Here is a 25,428-nt window from a genome sequence, read left to right on the forward strand (position 1 = left end):
GGACGCCGGGCCGGACCTTCCGCGCCGCCGTCCCGAGTTGTTGTGGAGGATGACCATGAGCACCGACGAACCGCTATCCGGACCCACGGCCTCGATTCCGGGTGAGCCGGGGACCGAGCCCCCGGGCGAGCCGCGTCCGGATCTGCCCCCTGATCCCACCCAGCCGCCAACCTCCCCGCCCACGGAGCCCCAGCCCAGCCCGAGCACCGTGCCGACCACCGATCCGCCGACCTCCCCGGAGCCGCCGGCCGAACCCTGGCCGGAACCGGCCATCGACCCGATCGTCGTTCCACCCGAGCCGGAAACCGATCCCCGCCGCGAGGAGGCCGCGCGCCTGCAACGGCCCCTGGATTTCCCGTGAGCGACAGGCGCCGGACGCCGCTTCAGCGCGCGGAATCCCGCCACTCCGCCGAAGTGGACCAGGACAGCGACGAATTCCGGAACATGATGCGCCGGCGCCAGGATGCTGAGGCGAAGCTCCAGCGGCATCTGGAAGGCGAACGCGATGGCCGCCCGGTCGACGATCCGGACGGCACTATCTCCGATGGCCGTGACGACGCGGGACAGCATCCCGCCCCCGGAACAGGGCACGACGACGGGAGCTGAGTAGTCCCCGGGCGCCCGGTCTCGCAGGGGTCGCCGTGGTCGCCTCCAGAACCGGCGGGCGGACCGGCTGTCAGGACACGCAGAGGCAGAAGGGGTGGCCGGCAGGGTCCAGGAAGACCCGGAACGTCGTTCCGGGCTGTTCGGTGGCCAGGGTGCCGCCCAGGCGCAGGACCTCGCGTTCACCCGCGTCGAGGTCCTGGACCATCAGGTCGGGGTGGATCTGCTGGGGGACCGTCTGGCCGGGCCATTCGGGTGCGCGGTAGTCGGCGACCCGCTGGAAGGAGATGCAGTTCGACCCGTCGTCGGGACGGATGTCGAACCAGTCGTCCTCATCCTCGTTGACCCTCCAGCCGAGCAGCCCGGCGTAGAACGTTGCGAGCGCTGCCGGGTCGGGGCAGTCGATGACGAAGCTGGGGTAGCGTGCGATGGCCATGCCCGCACGCTACACCGGGCGCGGCGGCCGGAAAAGGGCTCGGGGCCGTGGAACGGTCACCGGTTCAGCCAAAACACCCAGCCCGGGGCGGGCAGGCCGTCGTCGAAGGGCGTCCTCTCCCCCGAGGCCTTGCGCCGGGTGACGGTCCGGTTGTTGGCCACCACGCAGCCGATCAACACCACACCCGAAACCACCCACGTGGCCACGCACCACAGCGGCATCCCGTCGTGGCCCGCCAGTGCGGCAAACACCGCTGCCACCAGGGCCGCGGCGACGGCCAGCAGCGACACGGCCCCGGCCAGCCGCTCCCCCGGCCACATCATCTCGAGGTCGTTGGCATACGGGGCATCCGGCGGCGGGGACCGCGCCGGGAAAAGGACCGACAGGAACCAGGTCAGCGGCAGGATGGCCACGGCCACCACGAGGCACCCGGCCAGCCCCGCGCCCATCGATAGCAGCGACGCGACAATGGCGTACAGCCACCGGCCGCCCTCGAGATCGTCGCTGTAATAGCCAGTGGGCAGGATCAGCAGGGCAGCGAGCACGTTGCCGGCCAGGACGGTCGCCGCGGAGCTGAGGGCCATCCACGGCCACGCCCGCAGGTAGAGGCCGCCGAGTCCCCAGCGGCGCCGCCACGGCACGCCGCGCCCGAAATACAGCCAGAACAGCGTCTGCAGCAGTCCCCAGGCGGCCGCCAGGATGCAGCAGGCGGCGAGCCACTCGGCGCGGATGTCCGCTGCGGGATCGACCGTGGCCGCCCAGATCCCCACGAGGACGGCGACCACCACGGCTGCGCAGCAGGACTGCCCGATGATGAAGTGGCGCGATGGCCGCTCCCAGCTTCCCAGGAGGTCCTTGGCTCTGCTGTCGCTGTCGAGGTCCATGGTCCTATTTTGCCCACCCGATGGCCGAAGCGCGATGGGGAGAAGTCCCCTCCTGGCCGGCGGCGCGGCACGGCGGGTTCAGGCCGCGCGGGTGTAGCCGGCTTCCAGGAGTTCATCGACGGTGGTCGGCGCCCCGGGCTGGCCGCGCCGGACCACCAGGGCCACCACGCACGTCACCACCGCGACCGCCGTGGCACCGGCCAGCGTGGCCTGGGTGCCCAGGCCGTCGATGAGGGCCCCGGCAACGGCCGAACCCAGGGCGACGCCGATCAGCTGCGCCGTCGTCGTCCACCCAAAGGCCTCGGCCACGTCGGCTGCGGGGACGCCGGAGGAGGTCATCTGCGTCAGTGCGGCGATCACGGGGGCGACCCCGAGGCCGGCCAGGAACACCGTCACGGTGAGCCACCAGAAGCCGGTGCCCAGGGTCGCCAGGGCCAGGCCGAGGCAGACCACGGCCATGCGGCGGGCGGTGCTCCAGCGGGTGATGCGCTTGCGCCCCAGGTAGAGCCCGGCGGCCAGCGAACCAACGCAGAAGACGCCCAGGATGATTCCCGACGTGGCGCCGCCGTGGCCGAAGGTCGCCACGATCGAGGCCTCGACCATGGCGATGCACGCGCAGATCAGGAAGCCGATGACCGCGGCCAGGCGCAGGGCCGGCGAGCGCAGCACGGAGCCCAGGCGTCCGGTCGGCGGGACCGCCACGGCCCGGGAGATCTGTTCGGTGGTGATGAACCAGATGCCGCCGCCGATGAGGAACGCCGCCGCCATGATGATGCCCAGCGAGGAGTTGATCGACAGCGAAACGAAGGTGGTAAGCACCGGCCCGAGGATCCAGATGACCTCCTGCAGGGAGGCATCGAAGGAGAACAGCGCCCCACGGGCGCCGGGGGCCACCAGCGACGGGTAGATCGACCGGGCGGCCTGCTGCACCGGCGGGGTGCTCAGCCCGCAGACCAGCGCGATGGCTGCATAGGCGGCCACGGAGAGCCCGGGCAGCGCCAGGGCCAGGATCGCGAAGCCGGAGAGCACGATCGTGGCCAGCAGGACGCGGTGCATTCCGAAGCGGCCGAAGATTCGGCTGCTCAGGGGCCCGGCGATGGCCTGGCCGATCGCCAACGCGGCGAGCACCAGGCCGGCGGCTGTGTAGGAGTCGTGGACGCGCTCGACGTGGATCAACGCGGCCAGCGACAGCATCCCCGCGGGGAAGCGCGCGACCAGTTGCGAGACCACGACGCGGAACACGCCGGGGGCACGGAAAAGATCACGGTAGGAAGTCATGCATCCATCGTAACCAATAGTGCACGATACTGCACTATGTAGTGCATCACTATACGGCGACGGGGCCCGGCTGCCGTAGGATGGTCTTCGACCCACGGAAGGAAGACCTCGTGACCGGACACCAGGACATCGCCGCGCTGATCGGCCAGCGCATCCGCGCCCGCCGCACCTCCCGCCAGTGGTCCCTCGACGAGGTTGCCACCCGCTCGGGCGTCAGCCGGCGCACCCTGGTGGCCATCGAACAGGGCCAGGCCAACCCCTCGATCGCCGTGCTCTCGGGCATCTCCGACGCGCTGGGCATCGCGTTCGCCGCACTGGTCGGCTCGGGCGAGACCGAGGCGCTCCAGGTCCGCCGCTCCGGCGAGGGACCGCTGCTCTGGGAGGGGGACGACGGCGGCACTGCCCACCTCGCCGGAAGCCTGGGCGGGTCCAATGTCTCCGAACTCTGGGAGTGGCGCATGCTCCCCGGCGAGGTCCACCACAGTGCCCCGCATCCGCCGGGAACCCGAGAACTGCTCTCGGTCCACTCGGGGAAGGTGACCCTGGGCGTCAGCGAATCCAGCGAGGTGCTGGCCGCCGGCGATTCGGCCTCGCACGCCGGGGACGTCGAGCACAGCTACGCCAACGAGGGACGATCGGCGGCGGTGTTCTCCGTCGTCGTGCACTATCCAGCGGCCGCGGCCCTCGACCATGCGGGCACCGACCAGCCGGGCCACTCGACACGATGAGGTGGCGGGGACGGCGGGACCCGCGCCCGTTCGCCTACCCGCCGGCCCCGGTTCCCGCCCCGGGCCAGTAGTGGCTGTCGGGCAGCCCACGGGGACCGAAGATGGCCTGGCCCACGCGCACGGTGGTCGCACCTTCCTCGATGGCCGTCTCGAAATCCCCGGACATGCCCATCGACAGCTCGTCGAGCCCCACGCCGTCCGGGACGTCCTGGCGCAGCCGGTCGCGCAGGGTCCGCAGCCGGCCGAAGCAGCCCCGCACGCGTGCGGTGTCCTCGCTGAAGACCGCCAGCGTCATCAGCCCGCGCACCCGCAACGACGTGTAGTCCGGCACCGCCTGCAGGAACCCGGCGACCTCCTCGGGGGCCAGGCCATACTTGCTCTCCTCGGCGGAGGTATTGACCTGGACGAACACGTCCAGGGAGCGGCCCGCTGCCTGCAGGCGCCGATCCAGCGCCTCGGCCAGGCGCAGGCTGTCCAGGGCCTGGAATTCCGCAGCGAATTCGGCCACCAGTTTGGCCTTGTTGCGTTGCAGGTGCCCGATGACCGACCAGGACACGTCCTCGTCACCCAGGGCCTGCCACTTGCGGTGGGCTTCCTGGACCTTGTTCTCCCCCAGTTCGGTGCAGCCGGCGGCAATGGCCTGCCGAATCCGCTCCTCGGGGACCGTCTTGCTCACCGGCAGCAACCGCACCTGTTGCCCGTACGGACTTCGAGCCGCGGCCGCAGCGATCCGCTCTTGCACCGCGGCGAGGTTCCGCTGGAAGCCGGCCACGTCATCGGCCGTACGGTAGTCCATCGTCGTCAGTCTTCGCCCAGCCGCTTGCTGCGTTCCTGCAGCCGGTCGATGTGCTCCGAGGCTTGGGCCTTGGTCAGGTCGGCGGGGATCTCCTCGCCCGCCTCACGGGCCAACGTGTCCAGGTAGCTGCGCTGTGCGGCGGTCATGGGTTCGTCCCCGGTGACCCACTCCTCGGGGTCCCGGTTCACGTCGTCGTTCGATTCGGGGGTCGGGCTTCCCAGCGTTGCGGCATCATCACTCATAAGCACAGCGTAGAACGGGCGCCTGCGGCAGCGAAGCGTTCCCGTCGGGCGACTCCCGGCCGGGTAGCCTTGATCCATGGGTTCCTTGTTGCAGATCAGGAATGTGCCGGACGACGAACTCCGGGTCCTGAAGGCACGCGCGGCCGAACAAGGGGAATCCCTGAACACCTACCTGTTGAAGCTCATTGCCCGTGAGGTCGCGCGTCCCACGGCGGCGCAGGTCCTCGAGCGCGCGGCCCGACGCTTGGAACGGGGCCCGGGCCCGACCCTCGAGGTGCTCGGGGAAGCCCGACGCGAACGCGACGAGAACCTGGACCAGCGGAGGGGCTGATGATCGGCGTGGACGGCTCGGCGATCGTCGAGGCACCGCGCACCAGCCCTGTTCCGCCGTCGTGCACTGTGGGACCGTGGGGACATGGACTCCACCGTTGACGTGATCATCCTGGGCATGGGCCCCGGCGGCGAGGTCGCCGCCGGGAAGCTGTTGGACGCCGGCCGCCGCGTCGCCGTCATCGAACGGGAACTGATCGGCGGGGAATGCGCCTACTGGGCGTGCATCCCCTCCAAGACGCTGCTGCACCCGCCACGCCTGCTCGCCGCGGCCAACGGGGCGGCCGGCATCACCGGCACCACGCTGGACTGGGCCGACGCCAGCGACTACCGGGACACGATGATCCGCCATCTGGACGACTCCGCCCAGGTCGAGGGGTACCGCAAGCGCGGGGCGACCGTGCTCCAGGGCGCCGGCCGGATCCTCGGGCGCGAGGCGGGGCTGCTGCGGGTGCAGGTCGGCGACGACGAGCTGCGCGCCGAACACCTGGTCATTGCCACGGGCACGACGCCGATGCTCCCCCAGCTGCCCGGGCTCGAGGACATCACCGTCTGGACCAACCGCGAGACCTATACGGCCCGCGAGCTGCCGGCCCGGGCGGTGGTGGTCGGCGGCAGCGCCGTGGGCGTGGAAACGGCGACGTTCCTGGCCGGGTTCGGGGTCGAGGTGACCCTGGTCCAGCGCGGGGCGTCGCTGCTCTCGCGCGAGGAGCCACGCGTCGGCGAACTGGCCCGGCAACACCTCGAGGAGGCTGGCGTCCACGTCGTCCTCGGCGCCTCCCCCACCCGGGCCCGGCGCGACGGGGACTCAAGCGTGCTGGTGCTCGAAACCGCGGACCGGGACACCGACTCGACCGATCCGGCCGCCGTGTTCGAGGTGCGCGCCGACGTCGTCGTCTTCGCCACCGGCAGGACGCCTCGCACAGCGGACCTGGGACTGGACTCGATCGGCATCGAGCCGGACGACCACGGCGCCATCGGCGTCGACGACTCCTGCCGCGCGGGCGAGGGCGTGTGGGCGATCGGCGATGTCAACGCGGTCATGCCCTTCACCCACGTGGCCAAGTACCAGGGCCGGATCGTCGCCGACGCGATCCTCGGCACGCCGCGTACCGCCCACTACGACGGCGTTCCCCGGGTGGTCTTCGGCATCCCGGACATCGCCTGCGTCGGCCTGACCCGGGCCCAGGCCGATGTCCGGGGTCTGTCGACGCAGTCGGTCGAGCTGGACCTGGCCCAGGCGCTCGCCAGGCCGTGGACCCAGGAGCGGGATCCGGAGGGGCAGCTGGGCCTGCTGGCCGATACGGATCGCGGCGTGCTCGTCGGCGCCTGGGCCGTGGGCGACGAGGCCGGCGAATGGATCCACCATGCGGCGCTGGCCATCCGCGCCGGCATCCCGCTGGAGACACTGCGTGACCAGGTCGCCCAGTTCCCGACCTTCCACGAGGCCTACCTGGCGGCACTGGACCTGTTCGAGGCGTAGCCGCCGCCCTACGGCAGGTCAGGCTTGCAGTGCCGCCCGGGCGAAGTCCAACCGAAGGGCACGACGTTCCGGGCTTCCCCAGCCACGATGGAGCGCGTGGCCGGCGCCGCCCTCGGTCACGGTGGTCTCGAGGACCGTCCGGGTGGCGTAGAGCTGTTCGACATAGCGGATGAAGCGGAAATGCTCCAACGGCCCGCCCCCGGGACCGGCGTAGCCGAGCATGTCCATGCCGCGGGCGATGGCCTTCAGCAGGTCATCCTGCGGCGCCTCCGGATCCACAACGGTCACGAGCAGGTCCAGCATGCCCACATCCACCCGGTCCTGTGCCAGGCGTCCGGGCAGGACCCGGTCGGCCAGGCGCTGCCAAAGCGCCCCGGGCCGGTCGGCCTCCTTGCGGCCGGCGGCGGTCGCCACGAGGATGCGCCCGGCCTTGCGGACCAAGCCGGCACCCAGGGCCGATTCACGCAGCATGGCCACGATGCGGGCGGTGTTCTCCCGCTTACCACCGCGCCACACCGTGTCGTGGTCCCGCCAGCCGAGTTCATCCAGAACGCGGGCGACGCCGGCCTCGGTCAGGTTGCCGTTGGGTGTCAGCGATAGGCCTTCCTGCTCCTGGCAGGTGCGGATGAGCCATTGGTAGGGGGCCACGACGCCGGCGCCGGCAGTGGGAAGACCGGCCGGGAGGCGTTGGCCGAAGGGATCGATGCCGGCCCGGTGCAGGGCCCGGCCGAAGTCGTGACGGCCCCAGTCGTCCAGGTCCGCGATCCACCGCCCGGCCCGGTGAGTTGCTACCACGGCGCCCGGTGTGCCCGGATGCCACAAGCGCAGGTCGACGTTCGCGGTATCGACGTCGAAGTCTTCCGGGTCGAAGTCCTCGCCGAAGGCGGTCATCCCCTCGATCCAGGCCAGGCGGAAAGCGGGGCCGTCGACATCCTCATCCTTACCGTCAAGGGCGGCCCTGGTTCGGATGTCGTGCCGGTCCGCCCAGACGCGCAACACCTCTGCCCAACCGCCGATGCCACCGCAGTCCTCCAGCGGCGCGCGACGTAGACCACCCAGGACGCGGGCCTCGGGGTCTCCCGCGCTACGCGGTCGGCGAGACAGCTCGGTGATGACGTGCATCCACCTGTCACCGAAGTCGTACTCGTACCAGAGCTTCCCGTCGCCGTACCCCAGCGCCCCTGCCACCGTCTCCTCGGCCTCGTCGAAGCCCTCGAGCCCTTCGTCGAGGCTGTCGGCGTCGAACCAATTCCGGGCAACGATGGCCAAGGTCCCGCGACGGGCCTCGAACGGATTGCGGTCGGCAAAGGAATGGAGGTGGGAATTGGTCCAGCCCATCGCGGACTGCAGCACCTCGTGGAATCGGGGCAGCGGCATCGAGCCATCGACTTCGAGTCTGCGCCAGATTTCCGGTTCGGTGCCGATGAGGGAAACGGACAGGGTCAGCAGGGGTGCATCGGAAGTCACAACCCCATTCTGCACCGCCCGCCGCTTCCCGCGCGCACCACGGCTCTCCCGTGCGTGCGAGGAGCCCGGAGACGTCAGTCGCCCCCGCTTGATGGACCGGCCACGACGTCGACTCGGGCCCCGACAGCCTCATAGGTGGGCCGCGCCCGTGCATCCCTCGTGGCCAGCACGACCCCGTGCTCCCGGGCAGCCAGGGCGACCAATGCGTCGTAGGTCGCCCCGCCAGAGACACCGCAGCGCGCGAACTCGCGGTGAACGCCGGCCGCCGCCTCGGGCGAGAGCAGCAGGGGATCGGCAAAGTTGTCGTCGATCAGCAGTACTGCATCGGCGGGGCTCACCCGTGCATTCCCCGGCAGTCGGGTCAGCACGGAATACGTTTCCGCGAGGGCATGCCCGCTCAATACCAGCGAGCGCCCCGTGGCCCAGGACCTGACGACGTCGTGCGCTTCATGCGATGCGACCAGTAGCGCGATGGCGACACTCGTATCGACGGCACACGGAGGTTCAACCGTCAACGCCGGCCCGCATCGATCAGCGCGAACATGACGCCATCGGTGATGACGGTCTCTGCGCGGGAGACCAGGCGGCCATCGGCGTCCCGCTCCAAACGGGCGGTGCGTCCGCCGGGGGTAATTTGTACACCGCTGCCATAGGGCGATATATCCACTGTCGAACCGGGTGCCAGGCCCAATGCGTCACGAAGCACCTTCGGCAGGAGTAGCCGCCCCCCCGAATCAATGGTTGCTTCCATGGGAACATGTTACCACCGGAATCCCATGCCCAGCTGGGAAGCCACTGGGCCCCGGGCTAGCCCAGCCCAGTCTCCCGCAGCGTGATGTTGATCCGCCCCGTGGCCAGCCCGCAGCCGGCCGGTGCCGTTCCCGGATAGACCTTGGTGACCCCGTGGTAGGCCAGCCGCGACGCTCCCCCAAAGACGAACAGGTCGCCCGAGGCCAGCTCGATGTCCTCGTACGGCTTGTTCCGGTGCTCCGTGTTGCCGAATCGGAACCGGCAGGTGTCCCCGATCGACAGGGAGACGACCGGAGCCCGGGAGCGTTCGTCCCGGTCCTGGTGCATGCCCATGTGGGCGGCGTCGTCGTAGTAGTTCACCAGCGCGGTGTCCGGGGTGTAGGCCGCCCCCGCGGCCGAGTCGCCGGTGGCTTCGGTGACGGCCGTGCGGCCGAGCCGGACCATCCAGTCGGGGACCTCGAGCACGCGGTTGCCGTTCACGTCGACGGCCTCGCGGGTGTATTCGTAGGGCCTCCAGTGCCAGCCCAGGCAGACGGTCTTCACGCTCATCTCGTGTCCGCCGATCTTCGCGGAGCGCAGCGGGACGGGCCCGTGCGCCCACTCGTGGAACCGGTCGACCAGCCACCGCTGCCGGGCCAGGTCCAGCCAGCCCGGCACCCACGTGGCCCCGGACGCCAGTTCCCGGCGGGGGCGGACGAGCAGGTCGTCGCCGAACAGGGGCTCGCCGTTCATGCAGCCGCCTCGAGATGCAGCAGGGTCGTTTTGGCCTGGAGTCCGCCGACGTAGCCGCCCAGGCCTCCGTCGGAGCGCACCACCCGGTGGCAGGGCACGACGACGGGAAGCGGATTGGTGGCGCAGGCGGTGCCGACCGCGCGCACGGCGTTCGGGTTGCCCACGGAGCCGGCGACCTGCTGGTAGGTGGCGGTGTGCCCGTAGCCGATCTGCGGCAGGTAGGCCTGGACGGCCTGCCGGAAACCGGAGGACAGCCGGTGGTCCAGCTCCAGATCGAAGGCAGTGCGGCGGTGGGTGAAGTATTCGTCGAGCTGTCGGGCTGCGGCATCGAGCCTGGAGTTCCCGCGCAGGATGCGGGGGCCGATACGCTCGGCGAGGCTGGCCAACACCGCGTCGAAGTCCTCGCGCTCGTAGGCGACGCGGACCAGGCCGCGCTCGGTGGCCGCCACGAGGAGCGGACCCACCGGGGAGTCCACGGTGCGGTAGGCCACCTCGAGCAGGCCGGCTGTTTCGGCGCGTTCGGCCAGCGCGGAGCGCAGTGCGTCCAGGTGCGTGGCTTCGGCGGCGGTGGCCTGGGGGGCCGCGGCGGATGCCGCAGCGGCCCGGGGGTTCTCGGTACTCATGGCGTGGGTCCTTCCCAGGGGGCGTCGGGCCCGTAGGTCCGGCGGAGGGTCTTCAGCCCGTCGGCGGCGGCGCGGCGGACGGCCTCGGGTGTCCCGCCGATCAGCTCGGCCGTCCGGGCGTGTGGCAGTCCGCCCAGGTAGTGGTAGGCAATGGCGAGGCGTTGGCGCTCGGGCAGGAGCGCGACGGCGGCCCAGAGGTCGGGCTCGCCCTCCCCCGGGATTCCCCGGGGTGAGGTGCCCGCGGTGCCGCGTTCCGCCGTCGTTCCCGGGGGCCATCCGGGATCACCGGCCTGTCCTGCGGGGACGGGGTGGCGGGCGCGGGCGCGGGTGATGTCGAGGGCCTTGCGGTGGGCGACGGTGACCAGCCAGGCCTGGAGGTTGGTGTCCGGGTCGATCCCGGGCCAGGCCTTCAGCGCGGCGAGGAACGTCTCGGACCAGGCGTCGTCCGCATCGGCCCCGGCGCCGAGCACCGCGCGGCAGACGCGCAGCACCGTGGTGCCGTGGCGTTCCACGACCGTTTCGAATGCTGGGGTGTTCTTCATCAACCTGTAGACGCGTGGCGGGCGGAAAGTGTGAGGTCGCTTCCGGGCTGCGCTGCAGCAGCTACGTCAGCCGGCGGCCACGGTGACGACGGGACGGGTTGCCTGCCCGGAACCTGCAGCGAGGTCGGGGCGCCGGTCCACGCAGCGCGTGCGGTCCTCGAACGCGCGGGCATGGCGCAGCAGGCCCGCGTCGCGGTAGTGGTTGGCCGCGAGCTGGAAGCCGACAGGCAGGCCCGCGGCGGTGAACCCGGCGGGCATCGCCACCACGGGCAGGCCGGTCGCCGAGAGCAGGCAGGCCGAGCGCATCCAGTCCAGGTACGACGTCGATTCGACCCCGTTGATCGCGCCCGGGTACCGCTGCGTGGCGTCGAAGGGCAGCACCTGGGCGCCCGGGGCCAGGAAGAGGTCGTGCCGGGAGAAGAAGCCACGCACGGCGGCGGCCAGCCGGGTGCGGGCGGCCGTCGCCTCGATCAGCTCGGCCGCGCTCAGCCCCAGCCCCAGTTCGACGTTCCAGATGACCTCGGGTTTGATGAGCGAGCGGTGTGCGTCCACCAGCGGACCGAGGTTGGCCGCGAAGTCCGTGGCCCGGGTCCGCTCGAAGACCAGGTCGGCGCCGCAGAAGTCGATCGTGGCTTCCTCCACGATGGCTCCGGCGTCCTCGAAGTGGTGCAGTTGGGCGCGCAGGACCTCCAGCACCTCGGCCTGGACCGGCACGCCGAGCCCGAAGTCCGGGCTCCAGCCGATCCGCACCCCGCGCAGGTCCCCGGGGTCGCGGCCCTCGCGGCCGGCGAAGAGGCCGGCGAAGTCCGTGCCGGCCACCGGCGCCGGGGGCAACACGCGCTCCGACGGCCCGGCCACCGCCTGCATGAACAGGGCGATGTCGGCGACCTCGCGGGCCATCGGGCCGGTCCGGCCCAGCCACGCCCAGTCGTTGGCGGCCGCCGGCAGGGGGATCACGCCGTAGGAGGGCCGGAAGCCCACCACATTGCAGAAGGAGGCCGGGATGCGCAGCGATCCGCCCATGTCGGAGCCGTCGCCCAGGGACTGGATGCCCGCCGCGATGGCCGCGGCCACGCCTCCGGAGGAGCCGCCGGCGCTACGGGTGGGGTCGTACGGGTTGGTGGTGGTGCCGAAGACGGGGTTGAAGGTGTGCGATCCGGCGGCGAATTCGGGGACGTTCGTCTTCCCGGTGCTCACCACCCCGGCGGCCTTCAGCCGGGCCACGATCGGCGAGTCCGCGTCCGGGACGTGGTCGGCGAAGATCGGCGAGCCCTGGGTGCTGCGCATGCCGGCGACGTCGTGCGTGTCCTTGTGGGTCATCGGCAGCCCGTGCAGCAGGGGCAGCTCGGCCCCGGAGGCGGTCAACCGGTCGGCCGCCTCGGCGCCGGCGAGGGCGGCCTCCGCATCGAGCGTGACGACGGCGTTGATGGCCGGGTTGACTGCGGCGATCCGGTCGAGGTGGGACTGGACCACCTCGCGTGCAGACACTGCACGACGGCGGATCGCCGCCACGATCTCGGTGGCCGCCATCTGCTGGATCTCGTCCGTCACCGGTTCATTCCCCATTCCTCGAGTTCGTCATGCGCGGCCATCCGTCGACAGCACCGAGTATGCCCCGACCGGTCGGCGCAGCGCAGCAGTGTGACGCTTCCGCGTCACCGCTTGCGGGGCAGTTCCCCGGTGCGGGCCAGCTGGGCGGCGACGCGGACGAGCTTGGTGTTGGTTTCGGAACTGACATGCGCCAACAGGACGAAGGCGGGGCGGCGGTGATCTTGAAGCGTTCCATCAGGATCCCCTTGGCCTGCCCGATGACATCCGCGATGAGGCGGCATCCCGGAGTTGGTCGCTCTCCCGCGTCTCCACCAGGACGACGGCAGCGTGCGCGGCGACCAGCACGCCGACGTCCACCGCGTCCTCGTCGAAGGCATCGGTGTCGGTGCTGTAGAGGTTCAGCGTCCCGAGGACGTCGGACGCGACGAACAGCCGGATCGACAGCATGCTGCCCACCCCCACGTCGCGGGCTCTGGCGATGAATTCCGGCCAGCGTGCTTCGGTGGCGACATCGGGGACATGGACGACCGGGTCGTCGGCGACGACGTAGAAGCACGGGCCCTGTCCAAGTCGGACCTGCAGCTCATCTGCCCGGCGTGCCAGCGGACCCGAAGCGCACTGCGGTTCCATCGCCTGCCGGACCATGCTGCTGATCGACGCTTCCTGGGCTCCGGGGATCATGTCGACGGCGGTTTGGGCCAGGCGCGCGAGGACGTCGGCTTCGGTGCGTTCCTGGTGGAGCTGCTGGGCGAATTCGCCCATCCTCCAGGCGAGTCCGTCCACCGCGGGGCCGTCGACGGAATGGTCGGCGGCAAGTGTCTGGTCGTTCCAGGCTGGGTCCATGCCATGTTTCTTGCAATTTCCCCCAAGCCTCTTCTTCCCCGGCTTGGCCGCCACCTCGGCATCCGTGCCGCCGCTTCGACCCATTGCCTTGACTGCTGGGGGCGGCACCGGGGGTAATGGAATGACGATCCGCGTCGGCTTCCGCCGACGTACCCACCTCGATCGACAGGTTCGACAACGCCTGAGGCGCCGCCCCATGCCATCCCACCACTTCTCCCGCAATGATCCGCTTCCCCGTTTGCGGTCCGCCCTGCGGTCCGGCGAGGTGAGTCTCCAGGACGTCTGGATTGCCTGCGTCGGCCTCGGCGGGGAAGCCGATGCCTTCACCCTCGATGCCTATCTCCACGGCGTGGGAACCCTGTCCCCGCTCGACCATCTGGTTCTCGAGTGTGCCTGTCGGGACGCGCTGGACGTCTAGTCTGCGGTCCATCAGTGTGCCCGGTTCCTGTCAGGCCCGGCGGTGGGCGTCGCCGCACACGCCTCAGGTAGCCGGCCGCGGAGCACGAACGCCTCTTTGGAAGCCACCTCCAAGGCCTCCAAGGGCTACGGCTCGGTGCGGAAGCCGTTGACCTTGTGCGTGCCGTCGCAGAACGGCTTGATTCCCGAGCCACCGCAGCGGCACAGCGCGACGGTCTGCCGATGCGGTGCGACGGTCTGCCCGCGGGCGTCGCGGATCTCGAAGTCGCCGCGGACCAGCAGGGGCCCGTCGGGGCACAGCACGATCTGCTGGTCCACATCATCCTGCCCGCTCCGGCGCTCGGCCGACTGGCCCGTCTCGTCATCCGTGTTCATCGGGTTCCTCCCTCCAGTTGCTCCACCGCATCGCCCACGCCGGGGGTCATCCGGCGGCCGCCACGACTGCGGCCTCCCCGTTGGACAGCTGAGCCAACAGCGATGACCGCCCGTCCTGCCAGGCCTCCAGGAGCATTCGTCCCTGGCGCCCGTCGACGGCCAGTGCTGCCCGGGCCCCGAAGAGGACGTCGTCGAACAGTGCCGGTTCTGATTCCACGAGGCCACCGGCCAAATCGCGTCCGGCGATCTGCTCGTGCACCGCGTCGGCTTCGACGTGTTCGTCGAAGTAGTCGACGGCGGCGTCGTCGTAACCGTGCTTGCGGAAGCCGCGGGCGTAGTGCTTGTTCGGGATCGAGGAGCTCATCTCGTAGACGGCCAAATGCCCGCAGATGGCCCCGCGGAGCCGACGGTGCAGCCCGAAGAGCGACATCATGTTGACGCCGGCCAGGGTGTGGGAGGGAACGTAGTCCAGGTAGGCGCCGAAGGTGTCGTCCAAGCCTGCGGCCCGCATCGTGCGGGCAAAGAGCGCGCTGTGCATCCGGCTCGCCCGGCCCCCGCCATATTCGTCGGCCTGGATCTCGACCATGGCCGCCTTGGCTCGGCCGTGCAGCCGTGGGATCGCCCAGGTGTGCGGGTCGGCCTCCTTGAGCTGGTACACCGACTTGTGGACCAGGAACTCCTGGAGTTGCCATCCGGAGGCCTTGCCCCCGATGTAGCGCGAGACGCTCGGCGCCTCGTCTGCTGCCACCAGGGCGAAGAGCGTCTGCGCCACGGCCTCGGCATCCGGGGCCGAGCCGCCTCCGGGTTGCCCGGCCAGTTCGGAGTCGATGTCCACCCCATCGGCCATACGGCGCAACTCGGCCTCGAACGGCCGCTCGATCATCGCCCGTATCGCCAGCAGGCCTGGTTCCCATTCCCACTCCGGGTCGGCTTCGTCGATGCCCCCGTAATGGAGTTCGTAAAGGCAGAACAACGCCAATTGCAGGTCCTCGTCGGCCACCACGGAATCGGCGCCCCCGAGTGCCGAACGCACGGCATGCTCGAACTGCACCAAGCCGGGACGGGCCTCTGCAGGCGCGGTCGGCAGGAGTTGTAACAGCGTGGCACTGGCCGGGCCACGCGCAGCAGGCGGTTTCACAATGACGACCTTCCGGCAGGGGGCTGGATTGCCGCCAGCATAGGCATACCGCGGCACGGAGAGCACGTGTTTGCGTCGTCGGGCCGGCGGCTGCCCGCTGCCGGGTGGGGGCGGCTGGCCGCAGAGCGTCCCGGGGCTATTCCGTGCCCGGCTCCTCGCCCGGTCCCTGGCCCGGCGCGTTCTCGAGGCGGCGCGAGACCTCTTCGAGTTCGCTACGCAGCCGCGCCAATTCCGCGCTGGACGATTCCACCGCCAGCGCCTGGACGAGTTCGGTTTGCCGACGCCGCAATCCAGCCATCTCGTGGTCCGTCAATGGTTTCCTTCTTGCTGAAAGCCGAGCATCCGACCATCGGCACCGTCGAGTTGTTCGGCACCACCATCTGGCTCGGCTGGCTGATGATGGCGGTCATGGCGATCATCGCCGTGCCTCCGGTCGTCTTCGGCAGGTTGAAGATGAAATGCGCCGAGCCGCTGCACAACAAGCTGCTCTTCGCGGACGCGGACATGAGCAAGGCGGACTGGCAGACCAACGTCGCCTCCATTGTCGGCGTGGCCGGAGTCGGCATCGCGTGGTGGTGGATGGACGCGGTCGCCGCGCTGGTCATCGCCGCGGGCATCCTCCCGGACGGCATCAAGAACACCAGCGCCGCGGTACTGGACCTGATGGACCACAGTGCCACGACCTTCGATTTGAAAAGCCCCCATCCTCTCATCCGCGACATCGACGACGTGCTCAAGGGCCTCGACTGGGTGGCCGAAGCCCACTCACGTGTCCGGGACATGGGTCATGTCTTCCACGTCGAATCGTTCTTGGTCCCGGCCACCGGCGGTGTTGACATCCACCAGCTCCGGGAGGCCCACGATGCCTGCGCCCAGATCGACTGGAAGATCCAGGACATCGTAATCGTCCCGGTCGACGAGGTGTCTTCCGACCTGGACCAGACGAGCTCACGCGACAAGCGCGCCTAGGTTTCCTGTCCCGGCGTCCTGCCCGGCACCGCCCCGGCAGGACTCCGGCGGCGTGGAGCTCGGAGCCTCCGCGCCACCGGAGTGGAGGGACAGGATTCAGCCAGCCTGCGGTGCCGGTTCGGCGAGGATGCCGTCGATCTGGCCCATCGCCTGGGCCATGCCCTCCTCCATCCCCATCTTGACCATTTCCTGGAGCTGTTCGACGTTCTCGAAGTGCGTGACGGTCGTCATGCGCGTCCGCCCGCCCAGGTCCTCGAGGGTGACCGTGCACGAAGTGCTGCCCAGGAAGCCACTGGGTTCGCCGTCCTCCCCGGCGAAGCCGTCCTCGAAGGCGAAGCGGGTCGGGGCGCTGACGGCGGTGGTCTTCCACCAGCCGGCTGACTTCTCGCCGCCCGGTCCAGTCATGTAGTAACGGGATTCACCGCCGGGGACCATCTCGTGCCGCACGAACGTGGCCGGCCAGGTGGGCGGTCCCCACCAGCGTTCGAGCTGGCGCGGGTCTTCCCAGATCTGCCAGACCCGCTCGATGTCGGCGTCGAATTGGACGACGAAGGTCAACGTGAGGTTCTGGACGTCCTGCTGGTGGTTGATGACGGTCATGGTGCTACTCCTTCGGTGATTCGGAGAGGATGTCCTCGATCCGTTCGGCGCGTTGGCGCCAGATGTCCCCGTAGGCCTCGAGCAGGCTGGCCACCCGGTGCAGGGCCTCGGGGTTGCCCTGCACGATCTGCTCCCTCCCGCGTCGCTGCTTGACGACCAGCGATGCCCTCTCTAGCACCGCGATGTGCTTCTGCACGGCCGCGAAGCTCATCTGGTAGTTCCCGGCCAGCGTGGAGACGGACTGTTCGGTCCGCATCACGCGCCGGATGATGTCGCGTCGGGTCGCATCCGCCAGGGCCTGGAAGATGCGGTCGATCTCGACGTCGCTCGCTTCATGTACAACCATTTGGTTGTAAATTATCCGGAACGACGACGGTGCACAAGAGCCCGCGGTAGTTTTCTGAGGGTCATGCCGCCGGACAAAAGAACGGGCAGCCGATCCGCGAGCGGATCGGCTGCCCCTGGTGGCCTGGAAGAGCTACTTCACCCAGCCGATGTTCTCCGGTTCCTCAACCAGCCAGCCGGAGGGGCCATAGTTGGCCAGGCCGGCCTTGACCGCCGTCATCTCGGGACCGTTGCTCAGCGGCAACGTTCCGAACAAGCCGAGCGCTTTGGCCTCGGCCTCGTTGGCGAGCTTGATGGCCTCCTTCGGATCCGCGACAGTGGTGACCTTCTTCATCATCTTGTCGACCTCCTCGCTGCCCACGCCCGAGAAATTGCTTTCCGAATCGGAGCAGTAGAGCTGGCAGGCCCAGGCATAACCGTAGGGATCGCTCTGGGACCAGGCCATGATGACGACGTCAAAGGCCCCGCTGGTGATCGTCTTGGAGAAGTCGGCGCTCTTCTTGTTTTCGATGTTCAGCTTCAGGCCGGCCTCCTTGGACATTGCCTGCTGGGCGCGGGCACGGGCTGCCGAGATGGGGTTGTCCCCGAAGTTCACGTAGTTGAATTCGGCGACCTTTCCGTCCTTGGTGTAGTAGCCGTCCTCCCCCATGGTCCAGCCGTTGTCCTCCATGAGCTTCTTGGCTGCTTCGACATCGTAGGAGAAACCCTCCAAGTTGTCCTTGTAGGTCGGCATCCACGGGTAGAGCACCTCGGATCCGGGCAGCGGCTCCTTCCAGTCCATTCCTTCGAACTCGATCTTCTGCAGCTGCTCGCGGTCCGTCGACAGGGCGAAGGCCTTGCGGGCATAGTCGTTCTTGAACAAGTCGCTGTCCTGGCCGAAGGTGTAGACGCCGACGCTGTTGTCGAAGCCTCGGCGGACCTGGACATCTTCCATGTCCTTGATCTGCGCCAGGCGATCCGCGGTGCCGACTGCCGTCGCGTCAATCTCGCCGTTTTGGAAGGCGTTGATCGAAGCGGTGGACTCCATCTGCTTGTAGACGATCTTGTCCAGCTTGGGCTTCTCGCCCCACCAATCCGGATTCGGCACCAGGGTCAGCTGCGTCTTGGAGTGCCCGCTGATCTTGTAGGGTCCGGCCCGCAGCTCATTGTGCGGGTCGTTCACCCAACCGGTCTTGTAGAATTCCGGATCGAGGTTCTTGGGGTGCTCGAGGTTCGAGAAGAGAGTCTGGTACGGATAGAACAGGGTCTTGAAGGTCACGATGGCTTCCTTCTCGTTCTCACCCATCTTCACGGATTCGATGTTCTCGTAGCCATCGGTGGATGACGGGTTGTACTTGTCCGATGCACCGCTCTGGGTCTTCCACGTTGTCTCGAAGGACTTCCAGGTGATCGGGTCCCCGTTGTTCCACTTCGCATCCGGGTTCAGCACGTATTTGATGGTCTCGGGGTCTTCGCTGACCAGTTCGGCCGAGAGCAGGTAGTCCTTGTCGGGCGAGGCCTCTCCGCCTTCGGTGAAGTTCCACAGGTTGGGCGAGCTCCACTCGTCGATGTAGCGCGTATACACCGAATTTCCGTCGATGTTGAACCCGTTGAAGTTTGGCGGGATCTCACCGATGGGCAAGGTCAGCGTCCCGCCGTCCTTGACGTTTTCACGTTTCTGCGGATTGTTGTAGAGCTGGCCGACCTCCGGCATGGGCATTGGCGAGGTGTCGGGGGCAACGCCCTGGGGCGGCTGGGTGGCGGTCGAGCTCTCCCCGCCTTCGGTTCCGCCGCCGCTGGGTCCGCCGCAGCCGGTAAGGGCCAGGGCAGAGGCCGTGACGGCGACGGCCAAGTACTTGTTGATTTTCATTCGAGTGAACTCCAGGAGTCTCTTGGTCCATACGGGACCGGGATGTCAGGGCCTTTCCATCGGAAAGTGGCAGGCACGTTGCTGGTCGATCTCCCCCTCTCTGACCAAGTCGGGCTCGTCGGCATCACAAACGGCGCGATCGCCGTTCGGAAGCATGCTGTAGGTGGGGCATCTGGTCCGGAACCGGCATCCGGAGATCCGCTCGGTGGAGCTCGGCATGTCGCCGGAAAGGAGAATCCGCTGTCGCTGTCGCTCCACTTGTGGGTCGGGGACCGGGGCGGCGGATAGGAGGGCTGCAGTGTACGGGTGACGTGGATGGTTGTAGATGTTCTCCACGTCGCCGACCTCGACCACGCGGCCCAGGTACATGACCGCAACGCGGTCGGCGACATGCCGGACGACGGAGAGGTCGTGGGCTACGAAGAGGAACGACACACCGAGCTTGGCCTGCAGCGATTCGAGCAGGTTGATCACGCCCGCCTGGATGGAGACATCCAGGGCCGAGACCGGTTCATCGAGAACGACCAGGGCCGGTTCAATGGCCAACGCTCGGGCGATCCCGATGCGTTGACGCTGGCCACCGGAGAACTGTTCCGGGAAGCGGTCCACGTGGTCTGGGTTGAGGCCGACCAGATCCATGAGCTCACCGACTCGGGAGTTGATCTCCTTTTTGCTCCAGCCCTGGGCATGCAGCGGTTCGGCGATGACGTCGTAGACGGGCATTCGCGGGTCGAGCGCGGCCATCGGGTCCTGGAATACGATCTGCAGATCGGCACGGAGCAACCGGCGTTCCTGCGAGTCGAGTTCGGAGACGTCGCGGCCCATGAGCACGATGCGCCCGTCCATGGGCCGCTTGAGCTGCATGATCTCCAGCAGCGTGCTCGTCTTTCCGCAGCCCGACTCGCCGACCAGCGCCAGTGTTTCACCGCGCCGGATGTCGAAGGTGACTCCGTCGACTGCCCGGACGGTGCCGACCTTCCGCCGCAGCATCCCGCTCGAGAGTTCGAAGTAGCGCTTGAGCCCGTCGACGGCCAGGACCTTTTCGCGTTCTTGGCGCGGGGCCATCACCTCACGTGGCGGAAGTTCGGGGATGGGGAACACATCGGTGTACTTGCGTCCCTCGTCCACGATTTCCCCGGCCCGGATGCAGGCCGCGTCGTGCGGATGGGGGCCACCGTGGCCCACCAGGGGTGGTTCCGTCGTCGTGCAGGCATCGATGGCGATGGGACAACGCGGGGCGAACGGGCAGCCGGGGGGAATCACGACCGGCGAGGGTGGATTTCCCTCGATGGGGACCAATGGTCCCGACGTGCTCCGGTCGGGACGTGGAACGGCGGCGAGCAGTCCCATGGTGTAGGGCATTTGTGGCGACTCGAAGAGATCGTCCACGACGCCGCGTTCCACGGGCTTTCCCGCATACATGACCAGGACGTCATCGGCCACGTTGGCGACGACGCCCAGATCGTGGGTGATCATCACGACGCCGGCGCCGGTTTCCCGCTGCGCGAGCTTGAGCACGTCGAGAACCTGGGCCTGGATGGTGACGTCCAACGCCGTGGTCGGTTCGTCGGCAATGATGACCTGCGGGTCGTTGGCGATGGCAATGGCAATCATCACCCGTTGTCTCATGCCCCCGGAAAATTGGTGCGGGTAGGACCGGAGCCGCTTTTCCGGGTCCGATATCCCCACCAGATCCAGCAGTTCCATGGAGCGTTTGCGAACCTGGTCACGGCTGAGGTCCTGGTGCGTGTCCAGCGCTTCCGCCAATTGCTGGCCGATGGTGAACACCGGGGTCAGTGCCGAGAGCGGGTCCTGGAAGATCATGCTCATCTCCCGGCCGCGGACCGAGGACATGGCGCCGTCATCCAGCCCCAGGAGTTCTCGCCCGGACAACTGGACGGAACCGCCCACGACGGCGGATTCCGGGAGGAGGCCCATGACCGCCAGGGAGGTAGCGGATTTCCCGGACCCCGATTCCCCGGCAATGGCCAGGGTCTTGCCGGGGAGCAGGTCGAAGGACAGTCCCCTGACGGCCCGGACCGGCCCTGCCTCGCTGCCGTAGGACACCGTCAGGTCCCGTACCGACAGAACGGCCTGTTGGGCGGAGGCGGGTGAATCGCCGACGTGGTTGATGTCAATGGCGGTCATGCCTTGCCTCCGGATTCCGATGAGGGGTCGAGCGCGTCCCGCAGGCCGTCACCGATCTTGGTCATGCTGTAGCACAGTGCCAGGAGCAGCAGTGCGGGGGTGAGGAACATCCACGGAGCCGTTTGCAGCGTCGAGGCACCGGCCTTGATCAGGACGCCGAGCGAGGTGTCCGGAGGGGTAATGCCGAATCCGATGAACGACAGCCCGGTCTCCGCCTCCACTGCGTACACGACGCCAAGCACGGTGTGGATGATCAGGATCGAGCCCAGGTTGGGGATCATGTGGCGCCAGAGGATCGTCAGTGGCTTCACGCCCATGTAGCGGGCTGCGGCAATGTATTCGCGATCGCGCAAGGACTGGGCGATGGAGCGCAGCACGCGGGCATAGCCGATCCACCCGAAGATCATCAGGGCGAAGGTCAACCAGATCCAGCCGCTGGTGCCGGTGGACGTTGAGACCATGATCGCCAGCAGGAAGAACGTGGGGACCACCAGGAGCATGTCCAGCAGCCACGTGCCGACCTTCTCGGCCCAGCCCTCGAAGTAGGCGATGGCGGCGCCGACGAACGCGGCGATGACGGTGATGCCGATCGAGGCGATGAAGCCGATCATCAACGACCGGCCCAGCCCGCGGGCAGTGAGCACGAACAGGTCGCCGCCCACCACGTCCGTTCCCAGCCAGTGCTCGGCGCTGGGCGCGTCCTTGAGGCTCAGGAAGTCGGGCTCGTCGTAGTCCCACTCGGTCAAGTACTTGGCGAACACAGCGTACAAGATCATCAGCAGCACGATGAAGACGCCCACAACGGCCTGCTTGTTCCGGCAGAAACGGCGCAATATCAAGCGGTGCTTCGACGTGCGCTTGACCGTGATGCGGTCCTCGCCATCGCGGTTGGCGGCTTCGATGGTCGCGTTGGTAGTCATGGCTTCTCCCTATGAGATCCGGATCCGTGGATCCAGGAAGGCAACGAAAATGTCGGCGAGGAGCAGCCCCGCGCAGGTGGCGACACCGCCGAGGAAGGCGACGGAGACGGCCCCGTTGATGTCGTTCTTCGCCAGGGTCTCGATGAAATACAGCCCGGCCCCGTGAATGGCGAAGATCTGCTCCACGAAAACGGCACCGGTCACCGTCCCGGTGATGGAGAACGCCACTCCGTAAGCGGTCGGGATCATCGAGGTCCTTAGCGCGTGGCGCCGGATAGCCAGGGTGCGCGGAACGCCCTTGGCCCGCGCCGTCCGCACGTAGTCGGCGTTCATCGTGTCCAACAGGTAGGTGCGCTGCGTGAGGTGGAAACCCACGTAACCGATCAGTGTCAAGACCAAGGTCGGCAAGAACAGGTGCTGGACATAGCCCAGGAAACTGCCATCTCCAAGGCCGGTGACGGCGAACCAATGCAGGTCGAACCGCTGCTGCAGGTTCAGGTAGACGAGAACGACCAGCAGTGCCAGGACGAAGGAGGGCATGACGAGGAAGACCACGCTCACCGAATTGCTGACGTGGTCGAAGACGCCGTACTTCCGGATGGCCGAGCGGACGCCGATGGCGATGCCGATGACAACGGCCAGGGCTGTGGAGATGGCGACGAGCTGGACGCTGACCCAGGCCCGGTCCCAGATGATCTCGCTGACCGGCTCCCCCACGGGGCTGTACCCCCAGTTCCAATGCAGGACGATGTCGGTCAACCAGTTCCAGTAACGCTCCAGCAGCGGGACCTGGTCGTTGATGTTGGCGTAGTCGAGCGAGGCGTTGATGGACTCGATGGGTGGTTTCGGCCGGAGGGCGAGATAGTTGGAGCGTGGATCGAGGAACCATGAGGCGAGAAAGTAGACGCCGCTAGTGGCCAGGAACAACATGACCGCATAGGAGCAGAATCTTCGGACGATGAATTTCAGCAAGCGTGCTTCCTCTGGAACTAGGCGGCCGTTGGTCCGCGCGTCGTCGTTGACGCCCGGAACCCTGCACTGGGATGACGCCACTCTGCCAAATCCCGGTAATCCATGTCACTGATTCTGAAGCAACGATTTCATAACGGGATTTCGCTTGTCATGCCTGAAAGCGGCAATTGCGTTGACTAGCCGGGAATTTCTCTTCCAAAAAGGTATCGCCTGTAAAAATTTGAGAATCGCCGCCGAAGGGGACGGTAATGTTTGTCATTTTTTGTGTGGACGACGGGTTACAAGCCAACGACGAGCTGCCGTGGCGCCCTGTGGGACCGCCGGCACGTCTCCGGAGACGTGCACCGCCCCTTCTCCGGCACCCCGCCCCTGCACCCCGCCCCGGTAGCCGGGTGTGGGATCCTGAACGCATGGACCGCCTGACCCCCGAGGAACGCTCGGCCCAGATGTCGCGCATTCGGGGAACGAACACCAAGCCGGAGCTGCTGGTGCGCCAGGTGGCCCACCGCGCCGGTTTCCGTTTCCGCCTGCATGGCCAGGTCTCGGCTGCGGCCCGCGCGGCGGCCTCGCGCCGGGCACCCGAGGTCGCGTTCCGCGGCGGCAAGCTTCCGGGCCGCCCGGACCTCGTCTTCGCCTCTCGGCACAAGGTGGTCTTCGTCAACGGCTGCTTCTGGCACCAGCATGACTGCCCCGTCGGCCGGCACGCACCGGGAACCAACGTGGAATTCTGGGAAGAGAAGCGGCGTCGGACCGTCGAGCGGGATGCCCGGAACCATGCAGCGCTGCAGGCGATCGGCTGGCAGGTCCTGGACCTCTGGGAGTGCACCTTGAAGGACCCCGCCGTCGTGCTTGACCAGCTCGATGCCTTCCTCAAGGGCCCGGCGAAACCATGACCCTCCCTGCCCCCGACCTGGGCGCCGCCCGTCACCTGTGGGACAACTACCGGGCGGCCCGTCCCGATCTGGTCCGCGACGAGGCGATGCCTCCCGTCGAGTACTTCGGCGATCACCCCGCGCTGGCTGATGAGCTGCTGGGCCTGGTCGTCTCCGGCCGCAAGCGGGCCACGGCCACGCTATCGCTTGAATTCACTGTGGAGAACGAGCCGCTTCCGCGCATCGGGGACCACTGGATCGCCTGCGATGGCACCGGAACCGCGCGCCTCGTGCTGCGCTCGACGGCCCTGCGCCTGGGGACCATCGCCGACGCCGATGAGGACTTCGCCCGTGCCGAGGGCGAGGACGACGGGTCGCTGGAGTCCTGGCTCGCCTCCCATCGCCGCTATTGGCAACGCGTCGCCGCTGCCAGCGGGTTCGAATTTACGGGAACATCGGAGATTGTCTTCGAGCATTTCGAGGTGGTGTGGCCGCGCCCCGTGTCCTGAATCGGCCGGTGGCGGACGTCCATCCGCGCGTTCCCGTACCCGCCCGGCTACTTCTGGGCGACCAGCAGGACCTTGCCCGCGGTGGTCACGTCGATCTCGAACCCTTCCGCAGCCCGCTCCAGGGGCACTGTGGCGGCGATGCGCAGCGTGACCTGCCCGGCGTCGACCGCCTGGACCAGGCGCCCGAGCGTCTCGGGGATGGGCATGGTCATCTGGGTGGTGGCGGCGACGCCCGCAGCAGAGGAGGCACCGGCGTCGTGCTGGGTCAGCAGCGAGACCATGGCCCCGCCCGGGCGCAGGACCGGGTAGTAGAGGGTCGGTTCGACCCCCGGTGAGGCGTCGAGGATCGCGTCGATGCCCGACAGTCCGTCGAGCCAGGAGTCGTTGGCGTAGTCGTGGACCTCGTCGGCACCCATCGAAGTGACGAAGTCGAGGTCGGCGGCCGCGGCGCTGGCGATGACGCGGGCTCCGGCTGCCCGGGCGAGCTGGACCGCGATGCTGCCAATGGAGCCGCCCCCACCGAGTACCAACACCGTGTGGCCCGCGGCGGGGGCCAGCGTGCCCAGGGCCTGCACGGCGCTGGCGCCCACCAGGGGCAGGGACGCGGCCTCGATGAGCGGGACGGTGCGCGGGGCGTGGGCGGCGAACATCGACGGGGCGACGACCCGGTCGGCGAAGCTGCCGGTGCCGCCCAACACCACGCTGGCCTGGCCGATAACCGCGTCGCCCACTGCGAAGCCCTCCACGCCGGGGCCAATCTTCTCCACGATTCCGGAATAGTCGCCGCCGAGGGTGAAGGGCAGCTCCAGCTGAACGGCGTCGGCCATGGCCCCCTCGGCGATTCCGGCGTCGACCGGGTTGATGCTCGCCGCGGCCACGCGCACCAACAGCTGTCCCTCGCCGACGCCCGTGGGACCGCTGGTCTCGGCGACGACGAGCTGGTCGAGCGGGCCGTACTGGGTGATCTGGATGGCGGTCATGCGCTGCTCTCCCGGGGTCGTCACGCCGCGGTGGCCCACGGCCCCG

The 25,428-nt window shown here is 68.4% G+C and carries 32 protein-coding genes; 9 read left to right on the forward strand and 23 right to left on the reverse strand.

Features of this window, described 5'->3' with window-relative positions; genetic code table 11:
- Positions 1 to 55 precede the first annotated feature (55 nt).
- On the forward strand, positions 56 to 361 hold the full coding sequence (locus AB8M85_RS07685) for a hypothetical protein (protein WP_372698183.1): 306 nt from the start codon (positions 56 to 58) through the stop codon (positions 359 to 361).
- On the forward strand, positions 358 to 606 hold the full coding sequence (locus AB8M85_RS07690) for a hypothetical protein (protein WP_372698184.1): 249 nt from the start codon (positions 358 to 360) through the stop codon (positions 604 to 606). Before AB8M85_RS07685 ends, AB8M85_RS07690 begins: the two co-directional genes overlap by 4 nt.
- 70 nt (positions 607 to 676) lie before the next feature.
- Here the strand turns inward: AB8M85_RS07690 and AB8M85_RS07695 are convergent, their stop codons facing one another.
- The 3 genes from AB8M85_RS07695 to AB8M85_RS07705 form a co-directional block, all read right to left on the reverse strand.
- Entirely contained in the window at positions 677 to 1,039 is a 363-nt protein-coding gene (locus AB8M85_RS07695) for a VOC family protein (protein WP_372698185.1), read from the reverse strand.
- Between the two features lie 56 nt (positions 1,040 to 1,095).
- On the reverse strand, positions 1,096 to 1,923 hold the full coding sequence (locus AB8M85_RS07700) for a hypothetical protein (protein ID WP_372698186.1): 828 nt from the start codon (positions 1,921 to 1,923) through the stop codon (positions 1,096 to 1,098).
- Between the two features lie 78 nt (positions 1,924 to 2,001).
- Positions 2,002 to 3,201: an MFS transporter gene (locus AB8M85_RS07705; protein WP_372698187.1), complete on the reverse strand. Its 1,200-nt coding sequence runs from the start codon at positions 3,199 to 3,201 to the stop codon at positions 2,002 to 2,004.
- 110 nt (positions 3,202 to 3,311) lie between these two features.
- Between AB8M85_RS07705 and AB8M85_RS07710 the strand changes: the two genes are divergently transcribed.
- On the forward strand, positions 3,312 to 3,929 hold the full coding sequence (locus AB8M85_RS07710) for a helix-turn-helix domain-containing protein (protein ID WP_372698188.1): 618 nt from the start codon (positions 3,312 to 3,314) through the stop codon (positions 3,927 to 3,929).
- Positions 3,930 to 3,963: 34 nt separating this feature from the next.
- Here the strand turns inward: AB8M85_RS07710 and AB8M85_RS07715 are convergent, their stop codons facing one another.
- Positions 3,964 to 4,725: a YggS family pyridoxal phosphate-dependent enzyme gene (locus AB8M85_RS07715; protein WP_372698189.1), complete on the reverse strand. Its 762-nt coding sequence runs from the start codon at positions 4,723 to 4,725 to the stop codon at positions 3,964 to 3,966.
- A gap of 5 nt (positions 4,726 to 4,730) precedes the next feature.
- Entirely contained in the window at positions 4,731 to 4,967 is a 237-nt protein-coding gene (locus AB8M85_RS07720; RefSeq protein ID WP_372698190.1) for a DUF3072 domain-containing protein, read from the reverse strand.
- 76 nt (positions 4,968 to 5,043) lie between these two features.
- Here AB8M85_RS07720 and AB8M85_RS07725 point away from each other — a divergent pair, with 76 nt between their 5' ends.
- Both AB8M85_RS07725 and AB8M85_RS07730 read left to right on the forward strand, forming a co-directional pair.
- On the forward strand, positions 5,044 to 5,298 hold the full coding sequence (locus AB8M85_RS07725) for a hypothetical protein (RefSeq protein WP_372698191.1): 255 nt from the start codon (positions 5,044 to 5,046) through the stop codon (positions 5,296 to 5,298).
- Between the two features lie 84 nt (positions 5,299 to 5,382).
- Complete coding sequence (locus AB8M85_RS07730) at positions 5,383 to 6,780, forward strand: NAD(P)/FAD-dependent oxidoreductase (protein WP_372698192.1); 1,398 nt, start codon at positions 5,383 to 5,385, stop codon at positions 6,778 to 6,780.
- A gap of 18 nt (positions 6,781 to 6,798) precedes the next feature.
- On the opposite strand, the gene AB8M85_RS07735 is transcribed toward AB8M85_RS07730, so the two are convergent.
- From AB8M85_RS07735 to AB8M85_RS07770, 8 genes are all read right to left on the reverse strand, one after another.
- Positions 6,799 to 8,247 (reverse strand): plasmid pRiA4b ORF-3 family protein, encoded by a 1,449-nt coding sequence (locus tag AB8M85_RS07735; RefSeq protein ID WP_372698193.1) that lies wholly within the window; start codon positions 8,245 to 8,247, stop codon positions 6,799 to 6,801.
- Positions 8,248 to 8,321: 74 nt separating this feature from the next.
- Entirely contained in the window at positions 8,322 to 8,762 is a 441-nt protein-coding gene (locus AB8M85_RS07740; protein ID WP_372698194.1) for a type II toxin-antitoxin system VapC family toxin, read from the reverse strand.
- Positions 8,759 to 8,998, reverse strand: coding sequence for an AbrB/MazE/SpoVT family DNA-binding domain-containing protein (locus AB8M85_RS07745; protein WP_372698195.1), 240 nt, complete (start codon positions 8,996 to 8,998; stop codon positions 8,759 to 8,761). Before AB8M85_RS07745 ends, AB8M85_RS07740 begins: the two co-directional genes overlap by 4 nt.
- Positions 8,999 to 9,054: 56 nt before the next feature.
- Positions 9,055 to 9,729: an alpha-ketoglutarate-dependent dioxygenase AlkB gene (locus tag AB8M85_RS07750; protein ID WP_372698196.1), complete on the reverse strand. Its 675-nt coding sequence runs from the start codon at positions 9,727 to 9,729 to the stop codon at positions 9,055 to 9,057.
- On the reverse strand, positions 9,726 to 10,352 hold the full coding sequence (locus AB8M85_RS07755) for a methylated-DNA--[protein]-cysteine S-methyltransferase (RefSeq protein ID WP_372698197.1): 627 nt from the start codon (positions 10,350 to 10,352) through the stop codon (positions 9,726 to 9,728). Before AB8M85_RS07755 ends, AB8M85_RS07750 begins: the two co-directional genes overlap by 4 nt.
- Complete coding sequence (locus tag AB8M85_RS07760) at positions 10,349 to 10,894, reverse strand: RNA polymerase sigma factor (protein ID WP_372698198.1); 546 nt, start codon at positions 10,892 to 10,894, stop codon at positions 10,349 to 10,351. Before AB8M85_RS07760 ends, AB8M85_RS07755 begins: the two co-directional genes overlap by 4 nt.
- 66 nt (positions 10,895 to 10,960) lie before the next feature.
- Positions 10,961 to 12,445 carry an amidase gene (locus AB8M85_RS07765; RefSeq protein WP_372698199.1) on the reverse strand — a complete coding sequence of 495 codons (1,485 nt, stop codon included), beginning with the start codon at positions 12,443 to 12,445 and terminating at the stop codon, positions 10,961 to 10,963.
- 234 nt (positions 12,446 to 12,679) lie between these two features.
- Positions 12,680 to 13,288 carry a GAF domain-containing protein gene (locus AB8M85_RS07770; protein WP_372698200.1) on the reverse strand — a complete coding sequence of 203 codons (609 nt, stop codon included), beginning with the start codon at positions 13,286 to 13,288 and terminating at the stop codon, positions 12,680 to 12,682.
- A gap of 196 nt (positions 13,289 to 13,484) precedes the next feature.
- Here AB8M85_RS07770 and AB8M85_RS07775 point away from each other — a divergent pair, with 196 nt between their 5' ends.
- Positions 13,485 to 13,706, forward strand: coding sequence for a hypothetical protein (locus AB8M85_RS07775; RefSeq protein ID WP_372698201.1), 222 nt, complete (start codon positions 13,485 to 13,487; stop codon positions 13,704 to 13,706).
- A gap of 125 nt (positions 13,707 to 13,831) precedes the next feature.
- On the opposite strand, the gene AB8M85_RS07780 is transcribed toward AB8M85_RS07775, so the two are convergent.
- The 3 genes from AB8M85_RS07780 to AB8M85_RS07790 form a co-directional block, all read right to left on the reverse strand.
- A complete protein-coding gene (locus AB8M85_RS07780; RefSeq protein WP_372698202.1) occupies positions 13,832 to 14,080 on the reverse strand; it encodes a CDGSH iron-sulfur domain-containing protein in 249 nt (82 codons plus the stop codon).
- Positions 14,081 to 14,126: 46 nt separating this feature from the next.
- Positions 14,127 to 15,218 carry an iron-containing redox enzyme family protein gene (locus AB8M85_RS07785; RefSeq protein WP_372698203.1) on the reverse strand — a complete coding sequence of 364 codons (1,092 nt, stop codon included), beginning with the start codon at positions 15,216 to 15,218 and terminating at the stop codon, positions 14,127 to 14,129.
- A gap of 136 nt (positions 15,219 to 15,354) precedes the next feature.
- Positions 15,355 to 15,531: a hypothetical protein gene (locus tag AB8M85_RS07790; RefSeq protein ID WP_372698204.1), complete on the reverse strand. Its 177-nt coding sequence runs from the start codon at positions 15,529 to 15,531 to the stop codon at positions 15,355 to 15,357.
- On the opposite strand from AB8M85_RS07790, the gene AB8M85_RS07795 reads away from it, so the two are divergent.
- Positions 15,531 to 16,187, forward strand: a complete 657-nt coding sequence (locus AB8M85_RS07795; protein WP_372698205.1) for a cation transporter — start codon at positions 15,531 to 15,533, stop codon at positions 16,185 to 16,187. The two genes, AB8M85_RS07790 and AB8M85_RS07795, sit on opposite strands and share 1 nt — an antisense overlap.
- A 96-nt stretch (positions 16,188 to 16,283) precedes the next feature.
- Here the strand turns inward: AB8M85_RS07795 and AB8M85_RS07800 are convergent, their stop codons facing one another.
- The 6 genes from AB8M85_RS07800 to AB8M85_RS07825 all read right to left on the reverse strand — a co-directional run bounded on the left by AB8M85_RS07800 (position 16,284) and on the right by AB8M85_RS07825 (position 23,021).
- A complete protein-coding gene (locus AB8M85_RS07800) occupies positions 16,284 to 16,787 on the reverse strand; it encodes an SRPBCC domain-containing protein (protein ID WP_372698206.1) in 504 nt (167 codons plus the stop codon).
- A 4-nt stretch (positions 16,788 to 16,791) separates the two neighbouring features.
- The gene (locus AB8M85_RS07805) at positions 16,792 to 17,133 is read right to left on the reverse strand and encodes an ArsR/SmtB family transcription factor (protein ID WP_372698207.1); all 342 of its coding nucleotides are present in this window, start codon (positions 17,131 to 17,133) and stop codon (positions 16,792 to 16,794) included.
- Positions 17,134 to 17,265: 132 nt separating this feature from the next.
- The gene (locus tag AB8M85_RS07810) at positions 17,266 to 18,981 is read right to left on the reverse strand and encodes an ABC transporter family substrate-binding protein (RefSeq protein ID WP_372698208.1); all 1,716 of its coding nucleotides are present in this window, start codon (positions 18,979 to 18,981) and stop codon (positions 17,266 to 17,268) included.
- A 45-nt stretch (positions 18,982 to 19,026) separates the two neighbouring features.
- On the reverse strand, positions 19,027 to 21,129 hold the full coding sequence (locus AB8M85_RS07815) for a dipeptide ABC transporter ATP-binding protein (RefSeq protein WP_372698209.1): 2,103 nt from the start codon (positions 21,127 to 21,129) through the stop codon (positions 19,027 to 19,029).
- Positions 21,126 to 22,049 (reverse strand): ABC transporter permease, encoded by a 924-nt coding sequence (locus AB8M85_RS07820; RefSeq protein ID WP_372698210.1) that lies wholly within the window; start codon positions 22,047 to 22,049, stop codon positions 21,126 to 21,128. The genes AB8M85_RS07815 and AB8M85_RS07820 overlap by 4 nt, the downstream gene beginning before the upstream one ends.
- 9 nt (positions 22,050 to 22,058) lie before the next feature.
- On the reverse strand, positions 22,059 to 23,021 hold the full coding sequence (locus AB8M85_RS07825) for an ABC transporter permease (protein WP_372698211.1): 963 nt from the start codon (positions 23,019 to 23,021) through the stop codon (positions 22,059 to 22,061).
- Positions 23,022 to 23,431: 410 nt separating this feature from the next.
- Between AB8M85_RS07825 and AB8M85_RS07830 the strand changes: the two genes are divergently transcribed.
- Both AB8M85_RS07830 and AB8M85_RS07835 read left to right on the forward strand, forming a co-directional pair.
- Entirely contained in the window at positions 23,432 to 23,914 is a 483-nt protein-coding gene (locus tag AB8M85_RS07830; protein ID WP_372698212.1) for a very short patch repair endonuclease, read from the forward strand.
- Positions 23,911 to 24,402: an ASCH domain-containing protein gene (locus AB8M85_RS07835; RefSeq protein WP_372698213.1), complete on the forward strand. Its 492-nt coding sequence runs from the start codon at positions 23,911 to 23,913 to the stop codon at positions 24,400 to 24,402. Before AB8M85_RS07830 ends, AB8M85_RS07835 begins: the two co-directional genes overlap by 4 nt.
- A gap of 47 nt (positions 24,403 to 24,449) precedes the next feature.
- Here the strand turns inward: AB8M85_RS07835 and AB8M85_RS07840 are convergent, their stop codons facing one another.
- Entirely contained in the window at positions 24,450 to 25,382 is a 933-nt protein-coding gene (locus AB8M85_RS07840; protein ID WP_372698214.1) for an NADP-dependent oxidoreductase, read from the reverse strand.
- Positions 25,383 to 25,428: the final 46 nt, after the last annotated feature.

The sequence above is a fragment of the Arthrobacter sp. JSM 101049 genome, assembly GCF_041679245.1.
In the GTDB taxonomy this organism is placed as follows: Bacteria; Actinomycetota; Actinomycetes; order Actinomycetales; family Micrococcaceae; genus Arthrobacter_H.